Annotated in this window: 17 protein-coding genes and 4 pseudogenes; 10 read left to right on the top strand and 11 right to left on the bottom strand. The window is 45.5% G+C overall.

Translation table 11 applies throughout. The annotated features are described in order from the left end of the window. Positions 1-20: 20 nt before the first annotated feature. On the top strand, positions 21-554 hold the full coding sequence (gene yjjX / locus P4S59_RS03000) for an inosine/xanthosine triphosphatase (protein WP_337167964.1): 534 nt from the start codon (positions 21-23) through the stop codon (positions 552-554). 109 nt (positions 555-663) lie between these two features. On the opposite strand, the gene trpR is transcribed toward yjjX, so the two are convergent. Both trpR and sltY read right to left on the bottom strand, forming a co-directional pair. Beyond that, positions 664-972 carry a trp operon repressor gene (trpR, locus tag P4S59_RS02995; protein ID WP_012842123.1) on the bottom strand — a complete coding sequence of 103 codons (309 nt, stop codon included), beginning with the start codon at positions 970-972 and terminating at the stop codon, positions 664-666. 13 nt (positions 973-985) lie between these two features. Then, positions 986-2,932: a murein transglycosylase gene (sltY, locus tag P4S59_RS02990; protein ID WP_104969092.1), complete on the bottom strand. Its 1,947-nt coding sequence runs from the start codon at positions 2,930-2,932 to the stop codon at positions 986-988. Positions 2,933-3,296: 364 nt separating this feature from the next. Between sltY and ettA the strand changes: the two genes are divergently transcribed. The 3 genes and pseudogenes from ettA (at position 3,297) to P4S59_RS02975 (ending at position 6,593) form a co-directional block, all read left to right on the top strand. Further along, positions 3,297-4,964, top strand: coding sequence for an energy-dependent translational throttle protein EttA (gene ettA, locus P4S59_RS02985; protein ID WP_005381894.1), 1,668 nt, complete (start codon positions 3,297-3,299; stop codon positions 4,962-4,964). A 231-nt stretch (positions 4,965-5,195) separates the two neighbouring features. Then, complete coding sequence (locus P4S59_RS02980; RefSeq protein ID WP_150916465.1) at positions 5,196-5,564, top strand: PilZ domain-containing protein; 369 nt, start codon at positions 5,196-5,198, stop codon at positions 5,562-5,564. Positions 5,565-5,592: 28 nt separating this feature from the next. Next, a pseudogene (locus tag P4S59_RS02975) lies at positions 5,593-6,593 on the top strand (peptidoglycan DD-metalloendopeptidase family protein). Between the two features lie 77 nt (positions 6,594-6,670). Here the strand turns inward: P4S59_RS02975 and tyrA are convergent. The 3 genes and pseudogenes from tyrA to nagZ all read right to left on the bottom strand — a co-directional run bounded on the left by tyrA (position 6,671) and on the right by nagZ (position 10,086). After that, positions 6,671-7,798 carry a bifunctional chorismate mutase/prephenate dehydrogenase gene (tyrA, locus tag P4S59_RS02970; protein ID WP_337167963.1) on the bottom strand — a complete coding sequence of 376 codons (1,128 nt, stop codon included), beginning with the start codon at positions 7,796-7,798 and terminating at the stop codon, positions 6,671-6,673. Positions 7,799-7,819: 21 nt separating this feature from the next. After that, positions 7,820-8,896, bottom strand: coding sequence for a 3-deoxy-7-phosphoheptulonate synthase (locus P4S59_RS02965; RefSeq protein ID WP_005397501.1), 1,077 nt, complete (start codon positions 8,894-8,896; stop codon positions 7,820-7,822). A gap of 207 nt (positions 8,897-9,103) precedes the next feature. Further along, positions 9,104-10,086, bottom strand: a pseudogene (gene nagZ, locus P4S59_RS02960) (beta-N-acetylhexosaminidase). 99 nt (positions 10,087-10,185) lie between these two features. Between nagZ and P4S59_RS02955 the strand changes: the two are divergent. Together P4S59_RS02955 and murQ are read left to right on the top strand one after the other, a co-directional pair. Continuing rightward, a complete protein-coding gene (locus P4S59_RS02955; protein ID WP_337167962.1) occupies positions 10,186-11,298 on the top strand; it encodes an anhydro-N-acetylmuramic acid kinase in 1,113 nt (370 codons plus the stop codon). A 20-nt stretch (positions 11,299-11,318) separates the two neighbouring features. After that, positions 11,319-12,248 (top strand): N-acetylmuramic acid 6-phosphate etherase, encoded by a 930-nt coding sequence (murQ, locus tag P4S59_RS02950; RefSeq protein ID WP_337167961.1) that lies wholly within the window; start codon positions 11,319-11,321, stop codon positions 12,246-12,248. Between the two features lie 51 nt (positions 12,249-12,299). On the opposite strand, the pseudogene P4S59_RS02945 reads toward murQ, so the two are convergent. Next, positions 12,300-12,571: pseudogene (locus P4S59_RS02945) on the bottom strand (hypothetical protein). Between the two features lie 113 nt (positions 12,572-12,684). After that, positions 12,685-13,026: a DUF2799 domain-containing protein gene (locus tag P4S59_RS02940; protein ID WP_012842128.1), complete on the bottom strand. Its 342-nt coding sequence runs from the start codon at positions 13,024-13,026 to the stop codon at positions 12,685-12,687. Positions 13,027-13,306: 280 nt separating this feature from the next. Here P4S59_RS02940 and P4S59_RS02935 point away from each other — a divergent pair, with 280 nt between their 5' ends. The 4 genes and pseudogenes from P4S59_RS02935 to P4S59_RS02920 all read left to right on the top strand — a co-directional run bounded on the left by P4S59_RS02935 (position 13,307) and on the right by P4S59_RS02920 (position 17,959). Next, entirely contained in the window at positions 13,307-14,791 is a 1,485-nt protein-coding gene (locus tag P4S59_RS02935) for a carbon starvation CstA family protein (RefSeq protein WP_005381914.1), read from the top strand. Between the two features lie 193 nt (positions 14,792-14,984). Continuing rightward, entirely contained in the window at positions 14,985-16,655 is a 1,671-nt protein-coding gene (locus P4S59_RS02930; protein ID WP_005397519.1) for a sensor histidine kinase, read from the top strand. A gap of 31 nt (positions 16,656-16,686) precedes the next feature. Further along, positions 16,687-17,414 (top strand): annotated as a pseudogene (btsR, locus tag P4S59_RS02925) (two-component system response regulator BtsR). A gap of 71 nt (positions 17,415-17,485) precedes the next feature. Beyond that, on the top strand, positions 17,486-17,959 hold the full coding sequence (locus P4S59_RS02920; protein ID WP_337167960.1) for an arsenate-mycothiol transferase ArsC: 474 nt from the start codon (positions 17,486-17,488) through the stop codon (positions 17,957-17,959). A gap of 46 nt (positions 17,960-18,005) precedes the next feature. Here the strand turns inward: P4S59_RS02920 and ispH are convergent, their stop codons facing one another. The 4 genes from ispH to ileS form a co-directional block, all read right to left on the bottom strand. Further along, positions 18,006-18,971 carry a 4-hydroxy-3-methylbut-2-enyl diphosphate reductase gene (ispH, locus tag P4S59_RS02915; RefSeq protein ID WP_047009110.1) on the bottom strand — a complete coding sequence of 322 codons (966 nt, stop codon included), beginning with the start codon at positions 18,969-18,971 and terminating at the stop codon, positions 18,006-18,008. Between the two features lie 23 nt (positions 18,972-18,994). Next, complete coding sequence (fkpB, locus tag P4S59_RS02910; RefSeq protein ID WP_161442077.1) at positions 18,995-19,426, bottom strand: FKBP-type peptidyl-prolyl cis-trans isomerase; 432 nt, start codon at positions 19,424-19,426, stop codon at positions 18,995-18,997. Positions 19,427-19,582: 156 nt separating this feature from the next. Next, the gene (lspA, locus tag P4S59_RS02905) at positions 19,583-20,092 is read right to left on the bottom strand and encodes a signal peptidase II (protein WP_005397302.1); all 510 of its coding nucleotides are present in this window, start codon (positions 20,090-20,092) and stop codon (positions 19,583-19,585) included. 71 nt (positions 20,093-20,163) lie between these two features. Beyond that, positions 20,164-22,992, bottom strand: coding sequence for an isoleucine--tRNA ligase (ileS, locus tag P4S59_RS02900; RefSeq protein WP_182019269.1), 2,829 nt, complete (start codon positions 22,990-22,992; stop codon positions 20,164-20,166). Positions 22,993-23,055 lie beyond the last annotated feature (63 nt).

The following is a 23,055-nucleotide window of genomic DNA, read 5'->3' as shown; positions in this document are numbered from 1 at the left end:
CACCAGTGAGTAAAAAGATCATGGCAACCCAAAAAGTCGTAATCGCATCGCTAAACCCAGCTAAAATTAATGCCGTTCAAAGTGCATTTAACAGTGCATTTCCGCACCAAGAGTTCAACTTCGTCGGCGTCAGTGTACCTAGTGAAGTCGCAGATCAACCTATGACTGATGAAGAAACTCATCGCGGTGCACTAAACCGCGTTAAAAACGCAAAAGTAGGGATGCCAAACGCGGATTACTATGTCGGACTTGAAGCGGGAATTGAAACAAACGTGACGTTTGCGTGGATGGTGATTGAGTCGAATACTCACCGCGGTGAATCTCGCTCTGCGAGCTTAATGCTGCCGCCCAAAGTATTGGAAAAACTCGAGCATGCGAATGAGCTGGGAGATGTCATGGATGAGGTGTTTGGTACCGAGAACATCAAACAGAAAGGTGGTGCCATCAGCCTGCTCACCCAAAACCAGCTGACTCGAAGTTCGGTTTACCATCAAGCCTTGATTCTGGCTCTGATTCCATTCACAAACCCTGAGCACTTCCCTTCAAATTTATAACGCTCATCCTATTCGCTAGGTACGAAAAAGGGCGGATATTTCCGCCCTTTTTAACACGTTATCTTAACCACTTGTGATACCAATACCTAAAGCGAATTGGAATCACTGGCTACTTAGATACCGCAACTTGCTCTAACAAAACCTTGAGTTTGTCTTTCTCTTCATCAGATTTAGATTTTAACTCGTTAGAGCCACGAGTAATAGTGGCAATACCCACGCCAAGCATCTGGCTGATCTGGCGTTGAGATAATTCTCCTTTAAGAAGCTCGTTAATAATATTAACGCGTGATATTAATGATTCTCTCTCATCACGTGACATCAGCATGGTTAGCAGCATGTCATCTTGCTCACTGTCCATGCTAGTTCGAATTAGCTCAATAATCTGTTGCCAGTCTTTGTACTCGGGTTCGTGCGACATCAAGTTACCTCACTCAATACTTGGTATTGATCTCATGTTGATTCAAGAACGCGCCATCGATACCCAAAAGATCACGGTAATATGTTTCAAACATCAGGATGTTTTGTACATAACCGCGTGTCTCTCTAAATGGAATTGCCTCAATAAAGGCATAAGCATCCACTTTTCCTTGGGTACGCTCTCGCCACGTTTTTACTCTGTTAGGACCTGCATTATAAGCAGCAAGAGCAAAAATACGATTATTATCGTAATCCTCTAATAAGCCTTGCAAATAATGGCTACCAATTTCGATATTTTTACCTACATTGTAGAGGTCCTGCGTACCTTGATAACTCAACTTATATTTACGTGCTGTGTACTTTGCTGTAGCGGGCATGATCTGCATAAGACCACGAGCACCAACTGGAGAACGGGCTTCGACATCCAACGCACTTTCCTGTCGAGCCAGGGACATCATCGTCACGGGATCTATGTTGTGTTTTTTTGCATAAAAGTTAAACCACCAGCGATGCGCAATCGGGAACCTCAGTTCGATATTATCCCACATCTGCGCTTGAATACTCGCGGTCACCGTTAGGTTATGCCAACGCTTAGAAGACGCATAAGCCGCCAACATCGCCTTTTCATCTTTCCCTACGCGGCGCAATAAATGTGCCCATTCACTTTTCGCTGCTGCAATTTTGTCCGTCGCGATCAACTCTTCAATACGAACTAACGAGTCTTGATAGGGTTGAACCACTCGCTTATCAAACTTAACCGTATGCGTAGGGTATTTGATTGATTGTCCAATCGCATTAGCGGCTGCCACACTATAAAAGTTTCGCTGCCCGACCAAAGTCGCTAAACGCTGTTTCCCTGCGATGTCATCACCTAACGCAATTTCACTTCGTCCAAGCCAGTATTGCCAGCGAAGCGACGCTTGCTCTTCTTTATTGAGAACGGCAATCCACTCTTGTACGCCCTTCCAATCCGCGTTCTGAATCGCTAAGCGAATGCGAGTTTCAATGAGCGGTAAGTACTGGCTGGTTTTCGTTTTATCATCGCGCCACTTAGCTAGTGACTCAGACTCAGTACGGGTCAATCGAAATGCGATATAGTCAGCCAGGGCTTGCGCCTTTTCTGGAGAAAACTTCTGCCCTTTAATGACGGCATCATACGCACTCTGCGCTTGACTGGTATTCATGCGAGCTAGCTTTTCCAACGCATATTCGCTTTGCGCTCGATTAAAATCATTAGCCGGTTTTTTCTTCGCGAACTCCGCAACGCTTGAAGGGTTATCAAACAACGCCTTCATTTCTTTCGCTTGTTGCCTTGCCTGCGAGGATTTAGGCAATTTAAGTAAGTAACTCATCAAACTGCCATTACGTGCATCAAACGCCAGTAGCATACGCTGGAGAATTAATTCATCAGTACGTTCACCGGCCTTGTCCCATGCTGCGAATAATGGATCGCACTCATCGGCAATACTTCTGCCACGCAACCACATATGCTCAGCCCCTTTAAACGCGGCGACTTTCTTACCTTGCTCTAACTGAGCCACGTAGAAAATACATTGGTAACGCTCGCCACTTGGAATGACTTTTTGAAACTCAGTAATGGTTTTCCAATCTTTTTGCTTATAAAGATGGTTGAGGTATGGAGCGCGCACACGACGAGAAAAAGGAAACGACTCGTGCTCCGAAATAAATTCGTTCACCTGCTGTGGCGACTTTTCCGGTAACTGTCTAATAAACGTTCGGTAGTCCACATAAGGCGTCAGTGGATAGTCAGAAATTTTAGGACGGATCGAAAGGTATCCGTCGATGTCATTTTTATCTAATAAATCTTGAGCTTGCTCATAAACTTCACGCTGCTTTTCCAAGCTCAGCGCGGCATTAGCACTCAAACTCATCGCACACAGCGCGGCGGCGCAGCATACGTTTTTAGCCAATTCAGATACGTTGAATCTCATTTGTGTCATTTTCCCCAGACATATACTGCCCCAAAGCCTCGTTTTGTTAGCGTTCATGTGATGTTAAGGCAATTTTCACACATGCATCTATTTACACAGAATGCAGATGTCCATGTAAAGCAACTTAGTGTATTAAAAATTGTACTCGTGAAACTTTTAAGACGATGGAGACAAGGAGTTCCTAACTTATGCAGAAAGCACTTCGTCATTTATAACGAATAACAAAAGTGTATACCCTAACCGTGTAAGTTTCCGGTCAGCTCAAAATAAGAAATCCATTCGAAAGGGAAATTCTTGCAATGCGGTAACAAAAACAAAGCACTTGGTATAAAATGATGGGTTTGAATGACAGTTAATTTAGGAACGATCGGCAATGGCTGAATACGTATATACCATGTCGCGGGTGAGCAAGATTGTGCCACCTAAGCGTCAAATTCTTAAAGACATCTCTCTGAGCTTCTTCCCTGGTGCGAAAATCGGTGTTTTAGGTCTGAACGGTGCAGGTAAATCCACACTGCTACGTATCATGGCAGGTATCGACACGGATATCGACGGTGAAGCGCGTCCACAACCTGGTCTAAACGTAGGCTACCTACCCCAGGAGCCAGTACTAGACGAATCAAAAACCGTTCGTGAAGTTGTTGAAGAAGCGGTTGCTGACGTTGCTGACGCACTGAAACGTTTGGATGCGGTCTATGCGGCTTACGCAGAACCAGATGCAGACTTCGACGCACTTGCAAAAGAGCAAGGCGAACTTGAAGCTCTGATTCAAGCGAAAGATGGTCACAACCTAGAAAACGCACTTGAGCGAGCAGCAAACGCACTTCGTTTACCTGAATGGGACCAAAAAATTGCGCATCTATCAGGTGGTGAACGCCGTCGTGTCGCTATTTGTCGCCTGCTACTTTCTAAGCCAGACATGCTGCTGCTTGATGAGCCTACCAACCACCTAGATGCAGAATCTGTCGCTTGGTTAGAGCGCTTCTTAGTGGATTACACAGGTACTGTAGTCGCTATCACCCACGACCGTTACTTCCTAGATAACGCCGCGGGTTGGATCTTAGAGCTTGACCGTGGTGAAGGTATCCCATGGGAAGGTAACTACACCTCATGGTTGGAGCAAAAAGACGCTCGTCTACAACAAGAAGCATCTCAAGAAAGTGCTCGTCAAAAAACCATCGAGAAAGAACTTGAGTGGGTACGTAAAAACCCTAAAGGTCGTCAAGCGAAATCAAAAGCACGTATGGCACGCTTTGAAGAACTGCAAAGCTCTGATCACCAAAAACGTAACGAAACCAATGAACTGTTTATCCCGCCAGGTGAGCGCCTAGGTGATAAAGTTATTGAAGTGAAGAACCTAACGAAGTCATTTGACGGCCGTGTTCTAATTGATGACCTATCATTCAGCATCCCTAAAGGTGCGATTGTTGGTATCATCGGTGCGAACGGCGCAGGTAAATCGACCCTATTCAAGATGTTAAGTGGTACTGAACAACCAGATTCAGGCACAATTGAAATGGGCGATACTGTGAAGCTTGCATCGGTCGATCAGTTCCGTGACAGCATGGACGATTCTAAAACCGTATTCCAAGAGATTTCTGAAGGTGCTGATATCATTAAGATCAACAACTTCGAAATCCCTGCTCGCGCGTACTGTTCACGCTTTAACTTTAAAGGCAGCGACCAACAAAAAATCATTGGTGAGCTATCAGGTGGTGAGCGTAACCGTGTCCACCTTGCGAAACTGCTTAAAGCGGGCGGTAACGTGTTACTACTCGACGAACCGACCAACGACCTTGACGTGGAAACACTGCGTGCTCTAGAAGAAGCACTACTAGAGTTCCCTGGTTGTGCAATGGTTATCTCGCACGACCGTTGGTTCCTTGACCGTATCGCGACCCACATCATTGACTACCGTGACGAAGGCCAAGTTAACTTCTACGAAGGTAACTACACCGAGTACATGGACTGGTTGAAGAAAACGTTGGGCCCTGAAGCCGCAGAACCACACCGCATCAAATACAAGCGTATTGCGAAGTAATCGCAACCCGCAAAGTTTGATTGTAATTTGTACAAAGGCCGCTATCATAGCGGCCTTTGTTTTCTTTGTTATAAAAAAGAGCTCATTAGCCCGTCTCGTTCGTTAAGAACATGACATTGCACTTACGTCACTCTGTAGCGACCTCGACACTTTTCAAACAGCAATCGAACATTTTTTGTTCACGTTGATATACTATTCAATTCTGTTTGAAGACATGACGAGAAAATGCACATGGCAGAGAGACGACGCTTTTCACGCATTCTCCATCAAGCGCCAGCGAAGGTAGAACAACGTGACTTGGCAATTGAAGCTAGGATTCAAGATCTTTCCTTACATGGTTTACTCATGAAAGTGGAAGAGACTGAGGCTTTGGATCCAGCCCTTCCAGCCCATGTGACTTTTTCATTTGATCAATCCGAACAAGTGATTACGTTAAAAGCGCAAATTGTGGATATTTCTAAGTGTGAGATTAGGTTAAAGATCATCAAGATAGACATCGAGAGCATTAGCCAACTAAAACGATTTATAGAATTGAATGTAGGCAATAACGACCTTCTGAACCGAGAGTTAGAACATCTCTCTGATTTAGGAGAAAAATAAATGAACGCCTATTTAAGTAACAATAACTATGTCTAAAAAAATCATCATGCAGATCCCGACGAAAGACGGCGATCAGCAGTTCTATTTGGGCCGCAGTTCGGTCCTAGCAGTATTTGCTTCGGTATTGGCATTACCCGCCGTCGTTGGTGGCGCGTGGTATCTCAATCAACAGCAGATACACAATAAAGACGAACTAACACAAACCATCGCCAAACTAGAAAGTGAAAAGGCCGAAATCACCGCGCTTTATGAAGAGCAGCTTGATACCAACCACTCGCTTTCTCAGTCATTGACCGATAAAAACAATCAAATTCAGCTATTAGGAAAACGGGTATTCGACGTCGAATCGGTTCTAGGTCTCGCTGACGAAGAGCTGATGATCGATGAAAACAACATGGCGTTAGAAGAGCGAATTGATGCAGCAGCTATCGATTCCGCGGTTCGAGCAACCATGTTTCGTTTGATTCCAAATGATAGCCCAGTGACATACCAACGTATTTCTTCTTCCTATGGCAGTCGAATTAATCCGATTTCAGGTAAACGACACGTTCATACTGGTATCGATCTTACCTGTAAACGAGGAGAAGAAATCCTCGCACCTGCAGACGGAGTGGTGGAAACCGTTCGCCCGAGTAATCGTGGCTATGGCAACTATGTCACTATTCGTCACTCATTTGGTTTTATGAGCTCCTTTGCTCACTTACAACGCTTTAAAGTGAAAAGCGGCCAATTTGTCAGTAAAGGCGATGTGATTGCTCAATGTGGTAGTTCAGGTAATTCCACTGGCCCGCACCTGCATTACGAGGTGCGCTTTCTTGGGCGAGCACTCAACCCTCAATACTTGATGGAGTGGACACCTGAAAACTTCAATTATGTATTTGAAAAAGAGAAAAAAGTGAAATGGGGCCCTTTAGTTCAATTGATTGATAATGTCGTGCGTCTGCAAGTCAATTTAACCAACTCCCCTATCGCGACACCAGTATCAATACAGTATCAAGTGAAGATACCAGCAATACCGCGACTAACTGATTTATCTCTCGACACAAAAAAGAGCAGCGTAAGCTGCTCTTTTCGTTTCGGGCTCCACACGGATAGATAACCAGTGATTAACCGCGATGAATATTATCATTCGCCTGTTTGAGTAAGTTTTGGCTCTCATTCATAAATTGTTGTGAATAATCACCAAACCACTCACTCACCTGCTCAAAGCTTTCGACAAATTTGGCTTTATCTTTGCCATCCAAAATCGCAAGTGCTTCACCGAAGCGTTGGTGGAATCGCTTAATCATGTCGATGTTTTCTTGCGATGAGAGAATAATGTCACCGTAGAGGTTTGGATCCTGACCAAACAGACGCCCTACCATCGCCAACTCCAGGCGGTAGATTGGTGAGCTCAACTTTAACAGTTGCTCAATGTTCGGGTTCTCTTTGCTTAGATGCATGCCGTAAGCAAATGAGGTGAAGTGACGCAGCGCTTGGATTAACGTCATGCCATGATCGTGCTCTTGCGCATCAATCTGACACAAGCTCGCGCCCCAAATACCAAACTGTTGCAGCAACCATTGGTATTGATCATTTCCACGCCCATCACAGTACACAATCACCTGCTTGGCAAGGCTCGGCACATCTGGACCAAACATTGGGTGTAAACCAACCACCGGTCCTTGGTGCACATTCAACATTGCTTGCAGTGGCTTAGATTTTATAGAAGTCAGGTCACACAGAATACAGTCTTGTGGCAGATTACCTAGCTTTTCAATCACACCTTCTGTTAAGTTAATCGGCACAGTAACCACCACCAGGCCCGCATCTTTTAGGATGTCATCCGCACGCTCCCAGTCTTTGCTACCAAGCACTTTGACTTGATAACCAGATAGCTTGAACATACGTCCAAAAAGGCCGCCTAACTGGCCATTACCACCAATAATGACCACTGAGCGTAATTCAGGGTTCAAACACTTAAAACCGGAGTCTTTTTCACTGGCATAAGACTCACGCATGGTACGACGCAGAATATCTTCAATAAGCTGTGGAGGAATTCCCATTTTCTCAGCTTCTGCTCGGCGAGAAGCCAGCATCGCCGCTTCACGATCAGGGGCATAAATAGGCAAACCATGTTCGCTTTTAACTTCCCCAACTTTCTCTACGAGCGCCAAACGCTGGGCCAATAGCTCCAACATTTGCTTGTCGACTGCATCAATCTGATCGCGCAATGCGTTAAGTTCAACTGCCATTGATGTTCCTTAAATCCTGTATTAATTAGCCTTTAGACGATTTTCTAAGAAAGGCACTAGCTCTTCATGTGCATGACGTAATAGTGCCTCAGTTGAATCCCAATTGATACATGCGTCAGTGATAGATACACCGTATTTCATTTCTTCGAGAGCTAAGTCAGAAGATTGATTTCCTTCATTGATATGGCTTTCAATCATAAGGCCGATAATGGACTTATTACCTTCACGGATTTGGTGAATAACATCTTCTGCGACCAATGGCTGGCGACGGTAATCTTTACGTGAGTTGGCGTGACTACAATCCACCATTAATGATGCATCAAGGCCAGATTTCGCCATTTCTTGCTCACACTCAGTAACTGACACTGAGTCGTAGTTAGTTTGCTTGCCACCACGTAAGATCACGTGTCCATTAGCATTACCCTGAGTGGTCAATAGCGCTACTTGTCCCTCACGGTTGATCCCCATAAAACGGTGGCTAGAAGACGCAGCTTGCATCGCATTGATTGCGGTTGCCAAACTGCCATCCGTGCCATTTTTAAAACCGATTGGCATAGACAGGCCACTTGCCATTTCACGGTGAGTTTGTGACTCCGTAGTACGTGCGCCGATCGCAGCCCAACTAAAAGTGTCCGCCAAGTATTGTGGGCTAATTGGGTCCAGAGCTTCAGTCGCGAGCGGGATTTCCATCTCTGCCAATTCCACTAGCAGTTCGCGTCCAACATGCAGACCATGTTCAATATCGAAGCTGCCATCGAGGTGCGGATCGTTAATCAGCCCTTTCCAGCCGACCGTGGTGCGTGGTTTTTCAAAGTAAACACGCATAACAATATACAGTTGGTCACTCAGTTGTTCTGAGAGCGCTTTAAGACGTTTTGCGTAATCCTTCGCCGCTTCCACGTCGTGGATAGAACATGGACCACATACAACCAGCAGGCGATGATCCTTTTTATGAATAATATTAGCGATAGTTTGGCGAGACTCTTGAATAAAGCGGCGCGCTTTTTCACTCAAAGGAAGCTTGGTTTTTAGCTCCTCTGGGGTAATAAGAACCTGTTCCTCACTAATATTAATATTACTCAACTCACTTTTCTGCATAACTCTAACCTGTATATTTATTTTTACACCCAACCAAATCCTTGGTGAGACAACTAAGCTTTAACGACAAGATAACAGGCTAAAAAAGAAAAACAAGCGTACACAATAAAAAACATTTGGTGTAAAATATTATTTACAGACAAATAAAAAGCCAAAGTATAATTAACTTTGGCTTCTAATCGGTGTTTTGAATCGTTTACAAGAGGTTTAGCTGGTCAAGCGTTTCATCGCTTCACTCGCCGCTTTCCACTCTTGAGATAACTTGAGATCGCTTAGAGAAAACGACTGTTTTTTCAGTAACGCATCCGCCAGTGGCACAGTTGATACCGGCAAGTTATCCAACACCTCAATATGTGCTTCGCGCTTATTACACATCAATAGCATATCGCAACCAGCTTTCAAGGCTTGAACCCCACGCTCGGCAGGACTACCCATGATTGCAGCGCCTTCCATCGTCAGATCATCGGAGAAAACCAAGCCTTTAAAACCGAGTTGCTGTCGCAAAACTTGTTTCAACCAGTATTCTGAACCACTCGCAGGCTGAGAGTCGTAGTTCGGAAAAATCACGTGAGCAGGCATCATGGCATCTAAAATACCGGCATCAATTTGCGCTTTAAAGATAGCCATGTCTTGTTCAAAAATGTCGCTGCGCTCGTCGTATGGCGTTTCTAAGTGTGAATCAGCAATCACACCACCGTGACCCGGGAAGTGCTTGCCTGTTGTTGCCATTCCAACGCTCTTCATGCCCTGCATGTAAGCGGTGCTAAATCGAAGAATGGTATCGGCATCTTCGCCAAATGCTCGGTTACCGATCGCTTTACATTGATGACCTTTATCGAGCACGGGTGCAAAGCTTAAATCAATGTCGTGTGCTATCAACTCCGCTGCCATTAGCCAACCGCCCATACGTGCTAACTCTTCACCATTTTGATGTTTGGCGTATTCTTCGGCTGCAGGGATCAATGAGAAACCTTCACGGAAGCGTTGTACTCGCCCCCTTCTTGATCCACACCGATCAAAATCGGGCGCTTGGCTGCCTTGCGGATTGATTGAGTAAGTGCTTGAAGCTGTTCACTATCATGATAGTTACGAGCAAATAGAATTAAGCCACCAACCGTAGGATGTTCCAGAATTTCTTTGTCTTCAGCGGTCAGTTCATAACCCGCGACGTCAACCCATAACGGTCCCATGTTTTCTCCTCAAAATCGGCTGAATATCTCGTATTCGATGAGGTTATTCGCTTCAGATTTGCTTTACAATAAGTGAATGAAGAATTGACGAGATCGGCTATGAAATTTAACGAACTGTACATTGGTGTGATGTCTGGAACGAGTATGGACGGCGTTGATACCGCTCTGGTTGAAATAAGTGATGAGCACGTTCGTCTGGTTGCGCACGACGATTACCCAATGCCCACAGCACTGAAAGAAATGCTGTTATCTGTTTGTACCGGTCAAGCCACAAATTTAAAAGCCATAGGTGAATTGGATCACCAACTTGGCCACCTCTTCGCTGACGCCGTTTTACAACTGCTCAATAAGTCTGGCTGCGTCGCGGAACAAATTCGTGCGATTGGTAATCACGGTCAAACGGTATTCCACCAACCTACTGGAGAGTTACCCTTTACCACTCAGTTGGGTGATGCCAACATCATCGCAGTGAAAACAGGGATTGATACGGTTGCAGATTTTCGACGTAAAGATATGGCGCTAAGTGGTCAAGGTGCACCGCTGGTTCCCGCTTTTCATAAAAGTATCTTTGCCATGCAAGATTCCACTACCGTGGTGCTGAACATCGGTGGCATAGCCAACATCTCTGTACTGCATCCCGAGCAACCAGTCATTGGCTATGACACTGGTCCGGGCAACATGTTGATGGACGCGTGGTGTGCGCTGCACACTGGGCAAAGCTTCGACAAAGATGCACAATTTGCACTGAAAGGAACGGTAAACGCTACTTTGTTGACTCAATTACTTAAAGAAGCTTACCTCGCCATGCCAGCACCTAAAAGTACCGGGCGAGAACTGTTCAATATTGACTGGCTGCATCAGCAACTGGCTCATTACAATTTACCAACCGAAGACGTACAGCGTACACTCTGCGAATATTCTGCGATTACCATTGCCAACGAAGTCGACAAGTTTTCTCATGGCATCACACCTCAACTATTGGTCTGTGGCGGTGGAGCAAGAAACCCACTTTTAATGCAGCGATTGACTAAGTTATTGCCACAATGGCACGTTGAGACAACGGCAGAAAAAGGCGTTGATGGTGACTACATGGAAGCCATGGCATTTGCTTGGCTTGCGCAGCGCTATATTCATAGCCTCCCTAGCAATTTACCGGAAGTCACAGGGGCAAGTCGTCTCGCTTCACTTGGCGTACTCTACTCAAAAAATTAATCACGAAGGCTTAAATTACTATGACAAATGACGCGCTTATTGCGGCTCTTTCTCACCTTGTCTCTGAAGGTCGAAATCCTGAAACAATGGATATCGATCTTCTTCCTTCATTCGATATTGTGCAGCGTTTAAACCAACAAGATAAACTCGTCCCAATTGCGGTCGAGAAAGTGCTACCAGAGATCGCTCAAGCCGTTGATAAGATCACGGAAGCATTTAAGATCGGAGGTCGGTTGTTTTACATCGGTGCAGGCACCAGTGGTCGGCTCGGCGTCTTGGACGCTTCAGAATGCCCACCAACTTTTGGCACGGATCCAGAGATGGTCGTTGGTATTATTGCGGGTGGAAAAGAGGCAATGTTCCGCGCGAAAGAAGGGGCAGAGGACGATCCTGTACTAGGCGAGCAAGATCTTAAAGAGAATGCGCTAACACAACGCGATGTCGTCGTTGGTATTGCGGCAAGTGGACGGACACCGTACGTGATTGGTGGCTTAGAGTATGCGAACGAACTTGGTGCCACCACTGTAGCACTATCTTGTAACCCTGACTCTCCGATTGCAGATATTGCCGATATTGCGATCAGCCCCGTTGTTGGACCTGAAGCGTTAACGGGCTCCACTCGCTTAAAATCAGGGACGGCGCAAAAGCTCGTCCTGAACATGCTCACTACTGCAAGCATGATTCGCCTAGGCAAAAGTTATCAGAACTTAATGGTAGATGTGAAAGCGACGAATGCAAAGCTAGTTGCAAGAGCGGCTCGTATTGTTATGCAAGCAACAGATTGTACTAACCAAGAGGCTAAAACTGCGCTCAAAGAAACGGACTACGACGCCAAGTTAGCGATTTTGATAATTTTAACCGGGCTGGATAAAGAAAGCGCGACTGAGCAACTGAAAGCCAAACAAGGATATTTAAGAAAAGTCATGATCGATCAAGCGAATCAATCTTAATCAATAAAGCGCCTCACTTATTTAAAAGTCAGGCGCCTTTTATGGCTTAATTTAGTAGTTCAATCGTTCAATGTGAGTAATACCGACTTTACCTTCAAGGTCGCTGAACATATGAACCATTGCTGGGTATGGTTGTGCTCCAGGGTAGACAACTTCTGCATTACAGAAAAACGCATAGTTTTGTCCGGCTACGACTTGAGTAGCCACAACCAAAGGGAATATTTGACGCCGACAAACCCCTCGATACCTTTAGCAAATACTTCTTTATCCTCTGCTTTGAGTTCATTAAATGGACTCCAGCCACCAGCCATTTGCGTTGACATAATGTGATTCCTTTTTTCTGTGCTCACTATCAAGCAATATGAACATAGTTTAATAATGGGAATTTTGCCACAATTATGTTTTGCGGACGGTATCACAACGGCTTTATTGACTATTAATTTGAGTACTCATTCCAGCCACGCTGCCATTCCATACGGAATTTTTGTGCTTGCTCAGTACCCTCACAAACCCCTTCATAATACTGACCAGATAGCCCCATTTGATACGCAAAAGCAGGGTTGCAGTATTCACGTAGCCCCTCTAAATAACCTTGGTCGTAATCACTTTGCTTAACGCTACCCAACTCACGCAGCTCGCTCATCGTGCGTGATGTATGTCCGGCTACACCATCTTGATATCCGATCTGATGCCAATCTCCTGACTTGGCAAGATCTTCCGTCGTTGCAGCGCATCCTGCAAGTAAAGCCAGCGCCAAACCTAACGTTGCCTTTTTCATGGTTCTTCCTTAAGTAATTGTTTTCAAAAATAAGCTTACCACTAATTATTGGCGTTTGCCGCTTAGCTTGCAGATTAAACCACTGACGCCTCGAATCAACCGCTCACTACTACAATCAACCGTTCGCCATTTTTAAAAACCGCTCAAGCAGTATATCGACCACTCAGTGCTCTATTCGACCACTCATCTACTAACCGAATGCATTTAACACAAGTGACGCATAACATGCATCCTGAGATTAAAAAATTACCCTACCCAACTAAGACCAAGGACAATTGCTATGATGTGGTTTCTAACCTGTGTCGCAGCCCTAATCGGCGGATACTTCATCTACGGCGCTTTCGTCGAGAAGATTTTCGGCATCAATGAAAAACGCCAAACGCCTGCTCACACCAAATCGGACGGTGTTGACTTCGTTCCAATGTCAACAAAGAAAGTTTATCTAGTTCAGCTACTTAACATCGCTGGTGTTGGTCCAATTTTCGGCCCAATAATGGGTGCGCTATACGGTCCAGCGGCAATGCTTTGGATTGTTGTCGGTTGTATTTTTGCTGGCGCAGTACACGATTACTTCTCTGGCATGCTTTCAGTGCGTAACGGCGGCGCATCTGTACCTACTATCACAGGTCGCTACCTAGGTAATGGCGCAAAACACTTTATGAATATTTTTGCCATTGTCCTACTGCTTCTTGTTGGCGTAGTGTTCGTTTCTGCTCCTGCAGGCATGATTACTAACCTCATCAATGATCAAACAAGCTTGAGCGTAAGCATGACTACAATGGTTATCGCTATCTTCGCTTACTACATCATTGCGACGATTGTTCCTGTCGATAAAATCATTGGCCGCTTCTACCCACTGTTTGGCGCTCTACTTATCTTTATGTCTGTTGGTCTAATGACAGCCGTTGCGTTTTCTAGCGAACACACAGTAATGGGTGACTTCCAAGTTTCAGACATGTTCTCGAACCTTAACCCAAATGATATGCCACTATGGCCAGCACTGTTCATCACTATCGCATGTGGCGCGATCTCTGGCTTCCACGCGACTCAGTCTCCACTGATGGCGCGTTGTATGGAAAACGAGAAAAACGGTCGTTTCGTCTTCTACGGAGCAATGATTGGTGAAGGTGTTATCGCGCTAATCTGGTGTGCTATCGCTCTGTCTTTCTTCGGCTCTCTAGACGCACTATCAGAAGCTGTGAAAAACGGTGGTCCTGGTAACGTGGTATACAGCGCATCATTTGGTCTGCTTGGTGTGTTCGGTGGTATACTTGCGTTCCTAGGTGTGGTTATCCTACCAATTACGTCTGGCGATACAGCATTCCGTTCAAGCCGTCTGATCCTTGCTGAATACTTCAACATGGAACAAAAGACGCTACGTAACCGTCTACTGATGGCACTTCCTCTGTTCGTTATCGGCGGTATCTTAACTCAAGTAGACTTCGGCATTATCTGGCGCTACTTCGGTTTTGCTAACCAAACAACAGCAGTAATGATGCTTTGGACTGCGTCCGCTTACCTACTACGTCACAACAAGCTGCACTGGATTACCACTATCCCTGCTATCTTCATGACCACGGTATGTGTCACGTTCATCTTAAACAACAGCTCGCTAGGTTTTGGCCTGCCAATGCAACTATCAACTATCGTCGGTATTGTGTTTGCCCTAGCAGTGACTGGTTACGTTATCAAAACCTCTAAGGGTAAAGGTGAAACTGAACTGGCTGACGAAGAGAAACCACAAGCCGTATCAGAAACAGCGTAATACTCGTCACATCCAAGTGACTAAGATAAGAGCCTGCCAATTGCGGGCTCTTTTTGTTTTATACCCAAGTTACTTTAAGATTCAGAACTCGGAGCGCAGCGCCATGTATTTAGGTGTCTTTATTTATCTGAGCCAAGTATCTTGAGGTGACTTAGGTATACAATAACAACATTGATTCTAGGTTAGGTTCACTATGGAACTGGTCGTTTCCCTTTTACAACAGATGTGTGTGTACTTAGTTTTGGCTTACATGCTAAGTAAAACGCCAATCATCTTACCTTTGCTGAGTATTTCTTCGCGCTTAAGCCACCGCCTAATTTGTTACGTACTCTTCTCTGGCTTTTGTATTCTCGGCACCTATTTCGGTCTGCATATCAACGACGCTATTGCCAATACTCGCGCGATCGGCGCGGTCATGGGCGGGCTGTTTGGTGGCCCAGTGGTAGGTTTCGCCGTCGGATTTACTGGTGGCATCCATCGATACTCTCTTGGTGGCTTTACTGACCTAGCCTGTGCAATTTCAACCACCGCCGAGGGCGTAATTGGTGGCTTGCTCCACGTTTACCTTATCAAGCGAAATAAAGGCGCATTGCTGTTTAATCCAAGCGTTGTATTCAGCGTCACGTTTGTTGCAGAAGTGGTGCAAATGATTTTGCTGCTCGCCGTCGCGAAACCTTTTGATCAAGCCTATGAACTGGTGTCCGCTATTGCAGCGCCTATGATCATCGCGAACTCATTTGGTGCGGCATTGTTCATGAGTATCCTGCAAGACAGAAAAGCGATCTTTGAAAAGTTTTCTGCGACGTTTTCGCGTCGAGCACTCACCATTGCTGATCGCTCAGTGGGAATTCTAAGCAACGGCTTCAACACCGAAAACGCTGAGAAAATCGCGCGTATTATTTATGAAGAAACCAAAGTGGGCGCTGTCGCGATTACCGACCAAGAAAAAATCTTGGCGTTTGTGGGCATTGGCGATGATCACCATAAACCGAACACGCCGATTTCATCGCAAAGCACATTAGACTCCATGGAGAAAAACGACATCATTTATCTTGATGGCGCAGAACGTCCATACCAATGTTCCATCGCAAAAGACTGCAAACTTGGCTCCGCGCTGATCATCCCACTACGTGCGGGAAAAGAGGTCATTGGTACCATAAAGCTGTATGAACCGAAGCGTAAATTGTTCTCCACGGCCAACATGTCAATGGCGGAAGGGATAGCTCAGCTTCTCTCTAGCCAAATCCTGTATGGCGATTACCAACAACAACAAGCCTTACTCGCTCAAGCAGAAATCAAACTGCTTCACGCTCAGGTGAATCCACACTTTTTGTTTAATGCACTCAATACTATTAGTGCGATTACTCGTCGTGATCCTGACAAAGCGCGCGAGCTAATCCAAAATTTATCGCACTTCTTCCGCAGCAATTTAAAGCAGAACATTAATACCGTGACGCTAAAGGAAGAACTTGCACATGTGAACTCGTACTTGAGCATCGAAAAAGCTCGTTTTACGGACCGCTTAGAGGTTGAAATCGATATTCAACCTGAATTGCTGGACATCAAATTGCCAAGCTTTACACTCCAGCCTTTGGTTGAGAATGCCATTAAACACGGCATTTCAAACATGCTTGAAGGTGGTAAAGTTCATATATACAGCGAAGCACACCCACAAGGTCATTTGATTACCGTCGAAGACAATGCAGGCAGTTTTGAACCGCCAAAAGAAAACCACTCCGGGCTAGGTTTAGAAATTGTCGACAAACGTCTCACTAATCAATTTGGGCGTGATGCATCGCTAAAAATTACGTGCGAGCCACATCAATTTACTAAAATGAGCTTTATCATTCCCCCAAAATCATAAAAGCACGCTGAAGCAATAAAGGTAATGTTGGATGTTAACCGCACTCGTCATTGATGATGAACAGTTTGCTCGTGAAGAGCTGACAGAGTTATTGGATGAAACAGGCCAAGTTGAAGTGGTGGGCGATGCCTCAAACGCGATCCTTGGTCTAAAAAAATCAATGAGCTCAAACCTGATGTGGTGTTTCTCGATATCCAAATGCCTCAAGTCACTGGGATTGAACTACTTGGAATGCTTGATCCAGAAACCATGCCTTATGTGGTTTTTGTCACGGCTTACGACCAGTATGCAATTCAAGCGTTTGAAGACAACGCCTTTGATTACTTGCTCAAACCTGTCGACCCATGCCGTTTAACCAAAACGGTCAAACGGCTAAATAAAGTCATTAGTCAATCCGCCCTAACTCAACAGCTGTCTGCTATTACGCCCGACACTTTAGATCAGATTCCGTGCATCGGGCACAACCGTATCGTCATCATGGCCACCGACACGGTAGAATGTGCATACAGTGACATCAGCGGCGTGCATGTACGTTCCACCAGCCAAGCTGCGAGCACTCAACTAACATTAAAAACGCTAGAAGAGAAAACCCCACTGGTACGCTGTCATCGCCAATACTTAGTCAGCATTAAGGCCATCAGCGAAATCAAATTACTCGAAAACGGATTAGCAGAAATCATCACCAAAACTGGCTTTGAGATACCAGTAAGCCGCCGCTACCTTAAAGTGCTCAAAGAGATGCTGGGCATTAGCCACTAACACAAAAAGTTCACACATCACCGCTGAGTTTCCGCTAGCGTATAAATAAGACGCTCCGAAAAGACGAGGCGATGATGTATAAAGTTTTGTTCATATGTAAGCACAATGCTGGACGAAGTGTGCTCGCTGAGTCGATCGCAACCCATATCCTGCCAGCAGATTTTAGTGTCGCCAGCGGTGGCTCTCATCCCACAGGCAAAGTTCACCCGGTGGTGCAAAAATATTTAGATGACCACCAACTTCCCATTCCACATATCCACACCCACTCATGGGAAGAGCGAACTCAGTTTCTTCCTGACATCGTTATTATTCTCTGTGACTCTTTACATCAAGAGGCAGCTCCTCAGTGGCTTGCGGGTGGCGTTCGAGTAAACTGGCAAGTCGATGCCTTTCCGACTGAAGGTTCTGATGAAGAGGTGTACGCACATTGCGAAAGAGTTGCTCAGTCGCTTGAGCGAAGAATCACGAAGATGTCCGATATGATTATCGATGGTTTAGGGAAAGACCAGATTCGTGATTACCTAAATGCACTGAGAGAGATGTAAAAAAGACGACCCGCGGGTCGTCTTTTTAATATTCGATAAATGGAGATTAATCCACTTGCTTGATTTGCAGTTCTTTGGGTACTTCAAAGAACATATTCTCTTCACGACCAAGCACTTCATCGACCGCTTCGGCACCGACGAGTTCTTTGATTCGCTCTAGAATCTGATTAACGAGCTCTTCCGGAGCAGATGCCCCCGCAGTCACGCCGACCTTTGTTTTGCCTTCGAACCATTCAGGTTTGATATCTTCCGGACAGTCGGTTAAGTAGCCAGGTGTCCCTAGCTTTTCAGCTAGCTCTTTAAGACGTGTAGAGTTTGATGAGTTTTTTGAACCCACAACAACCATCACATCTACGTCACCCGCTAATTCACGTACGGCATCTTGGCGGTTTTGTGTCGCGTAACAGATATCGTCTTTACGTGGTCCTTGGATATCTGGGAAGACGCGGCGTAGCTCTTCGATAACATCGGCAGTTTCATCTACAGAAAGTGTCGTTTGGCTTACGTAATGAAGATCGGATGGATCTTTCACAATCGACTTCAGTTTCTCAACATCGGCCGGGGTTTCAACCAAGTACATACCACCGGTTTCACTCGCGTACTGCCCCATTGTGCCTTCCACTTCAGGGTGACCTGCGTGACCAATCAGAACCACTTCCATATTGCGGCGGCTTGCTCGCGCTACTTCCATATGCACTTTGGTTACCAACGGACACGTCGCGTCAAATACGGTCAAATCTCGCTGCTTGGCTTCCTGACGAACCGCCTGCGATACACCATGAGCAGAAAAAATCACAATGTTGTTGTCTGGCACTTCATGCAGCTCTTCAACGAAGACAGCGCCACGTTGTTTTAGCCCTTCAACCACAAAACGGTTATGCACCACTTCATGACGCACATAAATCGGTGGCTGATACATCTCTAGCGCACGCTCTACGATGCTAATCGCACGGTCTACACCAGCACAAAAGCCGCGTGGGTTAGCTAATAGGATTTTCATTTCATTGCTCATGGAAATTATCTTTATTGGGTTCGCTATTCTACTGACAAAATTTCAACTTCGAAAGTCACGTCTTGTCCCGCTAGAGGATGGTTGAAGTCCACAGTGACTGAATCGCCAGCAATCTCTGTAATAATGCCCGGGATTTCCATACCATCAGGACCACTGAACGCCATGATTGTACCCACTTCTACTTCTGCATCACCTACAAATTTGGTGCGATCCATATGGTGTACATGGTCTGGATTTGGCATGCCAAACGCGTCTTCTGCTTTTAGCTCAATCGCTTTTTGTGCGCCTGTTTCGAGGCCTATCAAGCACTGCTCAAAGTTTTCACTCAAGCTGCCATCACCCATAACAAATTTCGCTGGTTTACCCATGTTATGAGTACTATCCGCAACCGATCCGTCTTTCATTTTAATCGTAAAGTGAAGGGTTACTACAGATGCATTGGTTATTGTTGTCACGTTACTGCTTCCTTGTTCTTGGGTTATTACGCTGTCAGCTTGGTCTTTTTATACATTGATATGCTGATTGGCGCTCCAACATAATAAAAAGCGTCGCTCGAATCAACGGGCGACGCTTAGGGTTATTCAACTTTTCACAATATACACTGCCACTACTTAGGCTTTCGCCTCGTCTTTCTTTCGAAAGCCGTCAAGAATAATCATCGCGGCACCAATACAGATCGCCATGTCTGCAAGGTTGAACGCTGGCCAGTGATAATTACCCCAGAAAAAGTCCAAATAATCCACGACAAACCCATGTATTACTCGGTCGAATACGTTGCCTACTGCGCCACCAATAATCATGGCATAAGCAATATTATTCCATTTCTCTTTCGCTGGTAGTTTGCTCATCCAGTAAGTCAAAAGACCTGTAACGATAAAAGCAATACCTGTAAATAACCAACGTTGCCAGCCCGCTTGATCACTCAAAAAGCTAAAAGCAGCACCATAGTTATGCACGTACAAAAGATTAAAGAATGGCAAAATTTCTATGCGGTTTGCCCAGCCATATCCCATGTTGTTCATTACAACATACTTAATGCCAATATCAGCTAAAAAGATAACCACCGCTAACCATAACCAGCGAATACCAGATTGCTTTAAAGACAGTGCTTTTTCACTCATTACTTTACCTACAAACAGCCCCAGTAAATACTGGGGCTGTTAATTTTAAAAAGTTCAGTCGTTCTAGGCAATTACGCGAATTTACGTACTTCACCTTCGCCTTCTACGTTAGATACACAACGACCACAGATTTTCTCGTGACCTTCAATTGTGCCTACGTCTGGCGTGTGGTGCCAACAACGATCACACTTCTCGCCTTCAGCTGCTGCTACTTCAACAAACAAGCCTTCGATATCCGTGGCTTGTGCTGCATCAGTCTTCTCACCTAGAGGCTTAACTTTCGCCGCAGAGGTTAGTAGAACAAAGCGCAGTTCATCTTCAAGTTTGTTGATCTTCGCCGCTAAAGCGTCATCAGCAAATAGAGTCACTTCAGCTTGTAGTGCACCACCGATGGTTTTCTCTTTACGCGCATCTTCTAGAAGTTTGTTTACTGCACCACGAACCGCTTGGATCTCAGCCCAGAATTCATTGTTCAGCTCTTCACCTTCAGCAAGGCCGAATAGACCGTCGAACCACTCACCAGTGAATACGAACTTGTCGCGCTCGCCTGGCATTTCGTTCCAAATTTCATCTGCAGTGAACGACATGATAGGCGCCATCCAACGAACAAGCGCTTCAACAATGTAGTAAAGCGCAGTCTGACAGCTACGTTGAGCGTTGCCGCCACGTTTTGCTGTGTACTGACGGTCTTTAATTACGTCTAGGTAGAAAGAGCCCATTTCGATCGAACAGAATTGCATTAGACGCTGAGTCACACCGTGTGTGTTGTACTCTTCGTATGCTTTAACAATCTCTTCTTGTGCTGCTAGCGCACGACCAACTGCCCAGCGATCTAGCGCAACCATCTCTTCAACAGGAACGATGTCTGTTTCAGGGTTGAAGCCGCTTAGGTTAGCAAGGAAGAAACGCGCTGTGTTACGGATACGACGGTAAGCATCTGCGCTACGTTTTAGGATTTCATCCGAAACCGCAACTTCACCAGTGTAGTCTGTTGAAGCAACCCATAGACGAAGAATGTCAGCACCTAGCTTGTTAGTTACGTCTTTTGGCGCAACCACGTTACCGATAGATTTAGACATCTTACGACCCTGACCATCAACCACGAAACCGTGTGTCAGTACTTGTTTGTAAGGCGCTTCGTCTTTCATCGCGATAGATGAAATTAGAGAAGACTGGAACCAACCACGGTGTTGGTCAGAACCTTCTAAGTATAGGTCTGCACTGTTGCCGTTGTACTCTTCACGAGCATCAACAACGGAGAAGTGAGTGACACCTGAATCGAACCATACGTCTAGCGTATCTAGTACTTTTTCGTATTGGTCAGCGTCAGCACCTAGTAGTTCAGCGGCATCTACATCCCACCATGCTTGGATGCCTTTCTCTTCAACCAACTTCGCGACTTTTTCAATCAGCTCTAGTGTGTTTGGATGAAGTTCTGCTGTTTCTTTATGAACAAACAGAGCGATTGGCACACCCCAAGTACGTTGACGAGAGATACACCACTCAGGGCGACCTTCGATCATACCTTCGATGCGGCTTTGACCCCACTCAGGCATCCACTCTACATTCTTGATTGACTCTAATGCTTTAGCACGTAGGCCAGCTTGGTCCATAGAAACGAACCATTGAGGTGTAGCACGGAAGATGATTGGAGTCTTATGACGCCAACAGTGTGGGTAGCTGTGCTCGTAAGCGTGGTGGTGTAGTAGTGCACCTTTTTCTTTCAGTACTTCTACTACCGCATCGTTCGCTTTAAATACGTGCTGACCAGCAAATAGCTCTGTATCTGGTAGGTAAACACCGTTTGAACCAACTGGGTTTGCTACTTCTAGGTTGTACTTGTTACCAACCGCGAAGTCTTCTTGACCGTGACCAGGTGCAGTGTGAACAACGCCAGTACCTGAATCAGTCGTAACGTGATCACCCAGGATCGCCGGTACAGTGAAATCGTAGAATGGGTGTTGGAATTGAGAAAGCTCAAGCTCCGCACCTTTAGCAAAACCAAGGTTGTGGAAGTGCTCGATACCAGCACGGTCCATCACGTCTTTCGCTAGTTCAGCTGCAACGATGATACGTTCAGGTTGCTCGCCTTCAACTTGGATAAGTACATACTCAAGGTCATCACGTAGACACACAGCACGGTTCGCAGGAAGCGTCCAAGGAGTTGTCGTCCAGATGACAATAGAGATATCGCCTTTACCTTCATGACCTTCAGTCAGCTCAAACTTAGACAACAGTGCCGCTTCGTCAGCCGCTTTAAAACGAACGTCGATAGATGGCGATACTTTATCTTTGTATTCTACTTCCGCTTCAGCAAGAGCAGAACCACAGTCTGTACACCAGTGAACAGGTTTGAAACCTTTTAGCAGGTGACCATTGCTTGCGATCTTACCAAGAGCACGAATAATGTTCGCTTCAGTTGCGAAATCCATAGTGCGGTATGGCTTGTCCCACTCACCCATGATACCAAGGCGTTTGAAGCTCTCTTTCTGACCTTCAACCTGACCTGCTGCGTATTCACGACATTTCTCGCGGAATTCTGCTGCCGTCACTTTTTGGCCTGGCTTGCCTACTTTTTTCTCTACCATTAATTCAATAGGTAGACCGTGGCAATCCCAGCCAGGAATGTAAGGTGCGTCAAAACCTGAAAGTGTTTTGGATTTAATAATAATGTCTTTAAGAATCTTGTTTAGTGCGTGACCAATATGAATGTCACCATTTGCGTAAGGAGGGCCATCGTGCAATACGAATGACTTTTTGCCTTTCTTAGCTTTACGGATTTCACCGTAAAGATCTTCTTTGTACCAACGCTTAAGCATTTCTGGCTCACGATTGGCCAGGTTGCCGCGCATTGGAAACCCTGTTTCAGGTAAGTTCAGGGTATCTTTATACTCACTCATCGATTCTTAATTCCGTTATATTGGGCGAAAATTAGACATTATGTTGAACGGTGGAATAAACCG

The sequence above is a fragment of the Vibrio sp. M60_M70 genome, assembly GCF_037162085.1.
Classification (GTDB): Bacteria; Pseudomonadota; Gammaproteobacteria; order Enterobacterales; family Vibrionaceae; genus Vibrio; species Vibrio diabolicus.
Note: the sequence above shows the minus strand (reverse complement) of the source record. Positions and strands in the feature narration are given on the sequence as shown.

Coding starts and splice junctions, on each gene's coding strand:
- yjjX (WP_337167964.1), top strand. CDS start 21: ATGGCAACCCAAAAAGTCGTAATCGCATCGCTAAACCCAGCTAAAATT.
- trpR (WP_012842123.1), bottom strand. CDS start 972: ATGTCGCACGAACCCGAGTACAAAGACTGGCAACAGATTATTGAGCTA.
- sltY (WP_104969092.1), bottom strand. CDS start 2,932: ATGACACAAATGAGATTCAACGTATCTGAATTGGCTAAAAACGTATGC.
- ettA (WP_005381894.1), top strand. CDS start 3,297: ATGGCTGAATACGTATATACCATGTCGCGGGTGAGCAAGATTGTGCCA.
- P4S59_RS02980 (WP_150916465.1), top strand. CDS start 5,196: ATGGCAGAGAGACGACGCTTTTCACGCATTCTCCATCAAGCGCCAGCG.
- tyrA (WP_337167963.1), bottom strand. CDS start 7,798: ATGGCAGTTGAACTTAACGCATTGCGCGATCAGATTGATGCAGTCGAC.
- P4S59_RS02965 (WP_005397501.1), bottom strand. CDS start 8,896: ATGCAGAAAAGTGAGTTGAGTAATATTAATATTAGTGAGGAACAGGTT.
- P4S59_RS02955 (WP_337167962.1), top strand. CDS start 10,186: ATGAAATTTAACGAACTGTACATTGGTGTGATGTCTGGAACGAGTATG.
- murQ (WP_337167961.1), top strand. CDS start 11,319: ATGACAAATGACGCGCTTATTGCGGCTCTTTCTCACCTTGTCTCTGAA.
- P4S59_RS02940 (WP_012842128.1), bottom strand. CDS start 13,026: ATGAAAAAGGCAACGTTAGGTTTGGCGCTGGCTTTACTTGCAGGATGC.
- P4S59_RS02935 (WP_005381914.1), top strand. CDS start 13,307: ATGATGTGGTTTCTAACCTGTGTCGCAGCCCTAATCGGCGGATACTTC.
- P4S59_RS02930 (WP_005397519.1), top strand. CDS start 14,985: ATGGAACTGGTCGTTTCCCTTTTACAACAGATGTGTGTGTACTTAGTT.
- P4S59_RS02920 (WP_337167960.1), top strand. CDS start 17,486: ATGATGTATAAAGTTTTGTTCATATGTAAGCACAATGCTGGACGAAGT.
- ispH (WP_047009110.1), bottom strand. CDS start 18,971: ATGAGCAATGAAATGAAAATCCTATTAGCTAACCCACGCGGCTTTTGT.
- lspA (WP_005397302.1), bottom strand. CDS start 20,092: ATGAGTGAAAAAGCACTGTCTTTAAAGCAATCTGGTATTCGCTGGTTA.
- ileS (WP_182019269.1), bottom strand. CDS start 22,992: ATGAGTGAGTATAAAGATACCCTGAACTTACCTGAAACAGGGTTTCCA.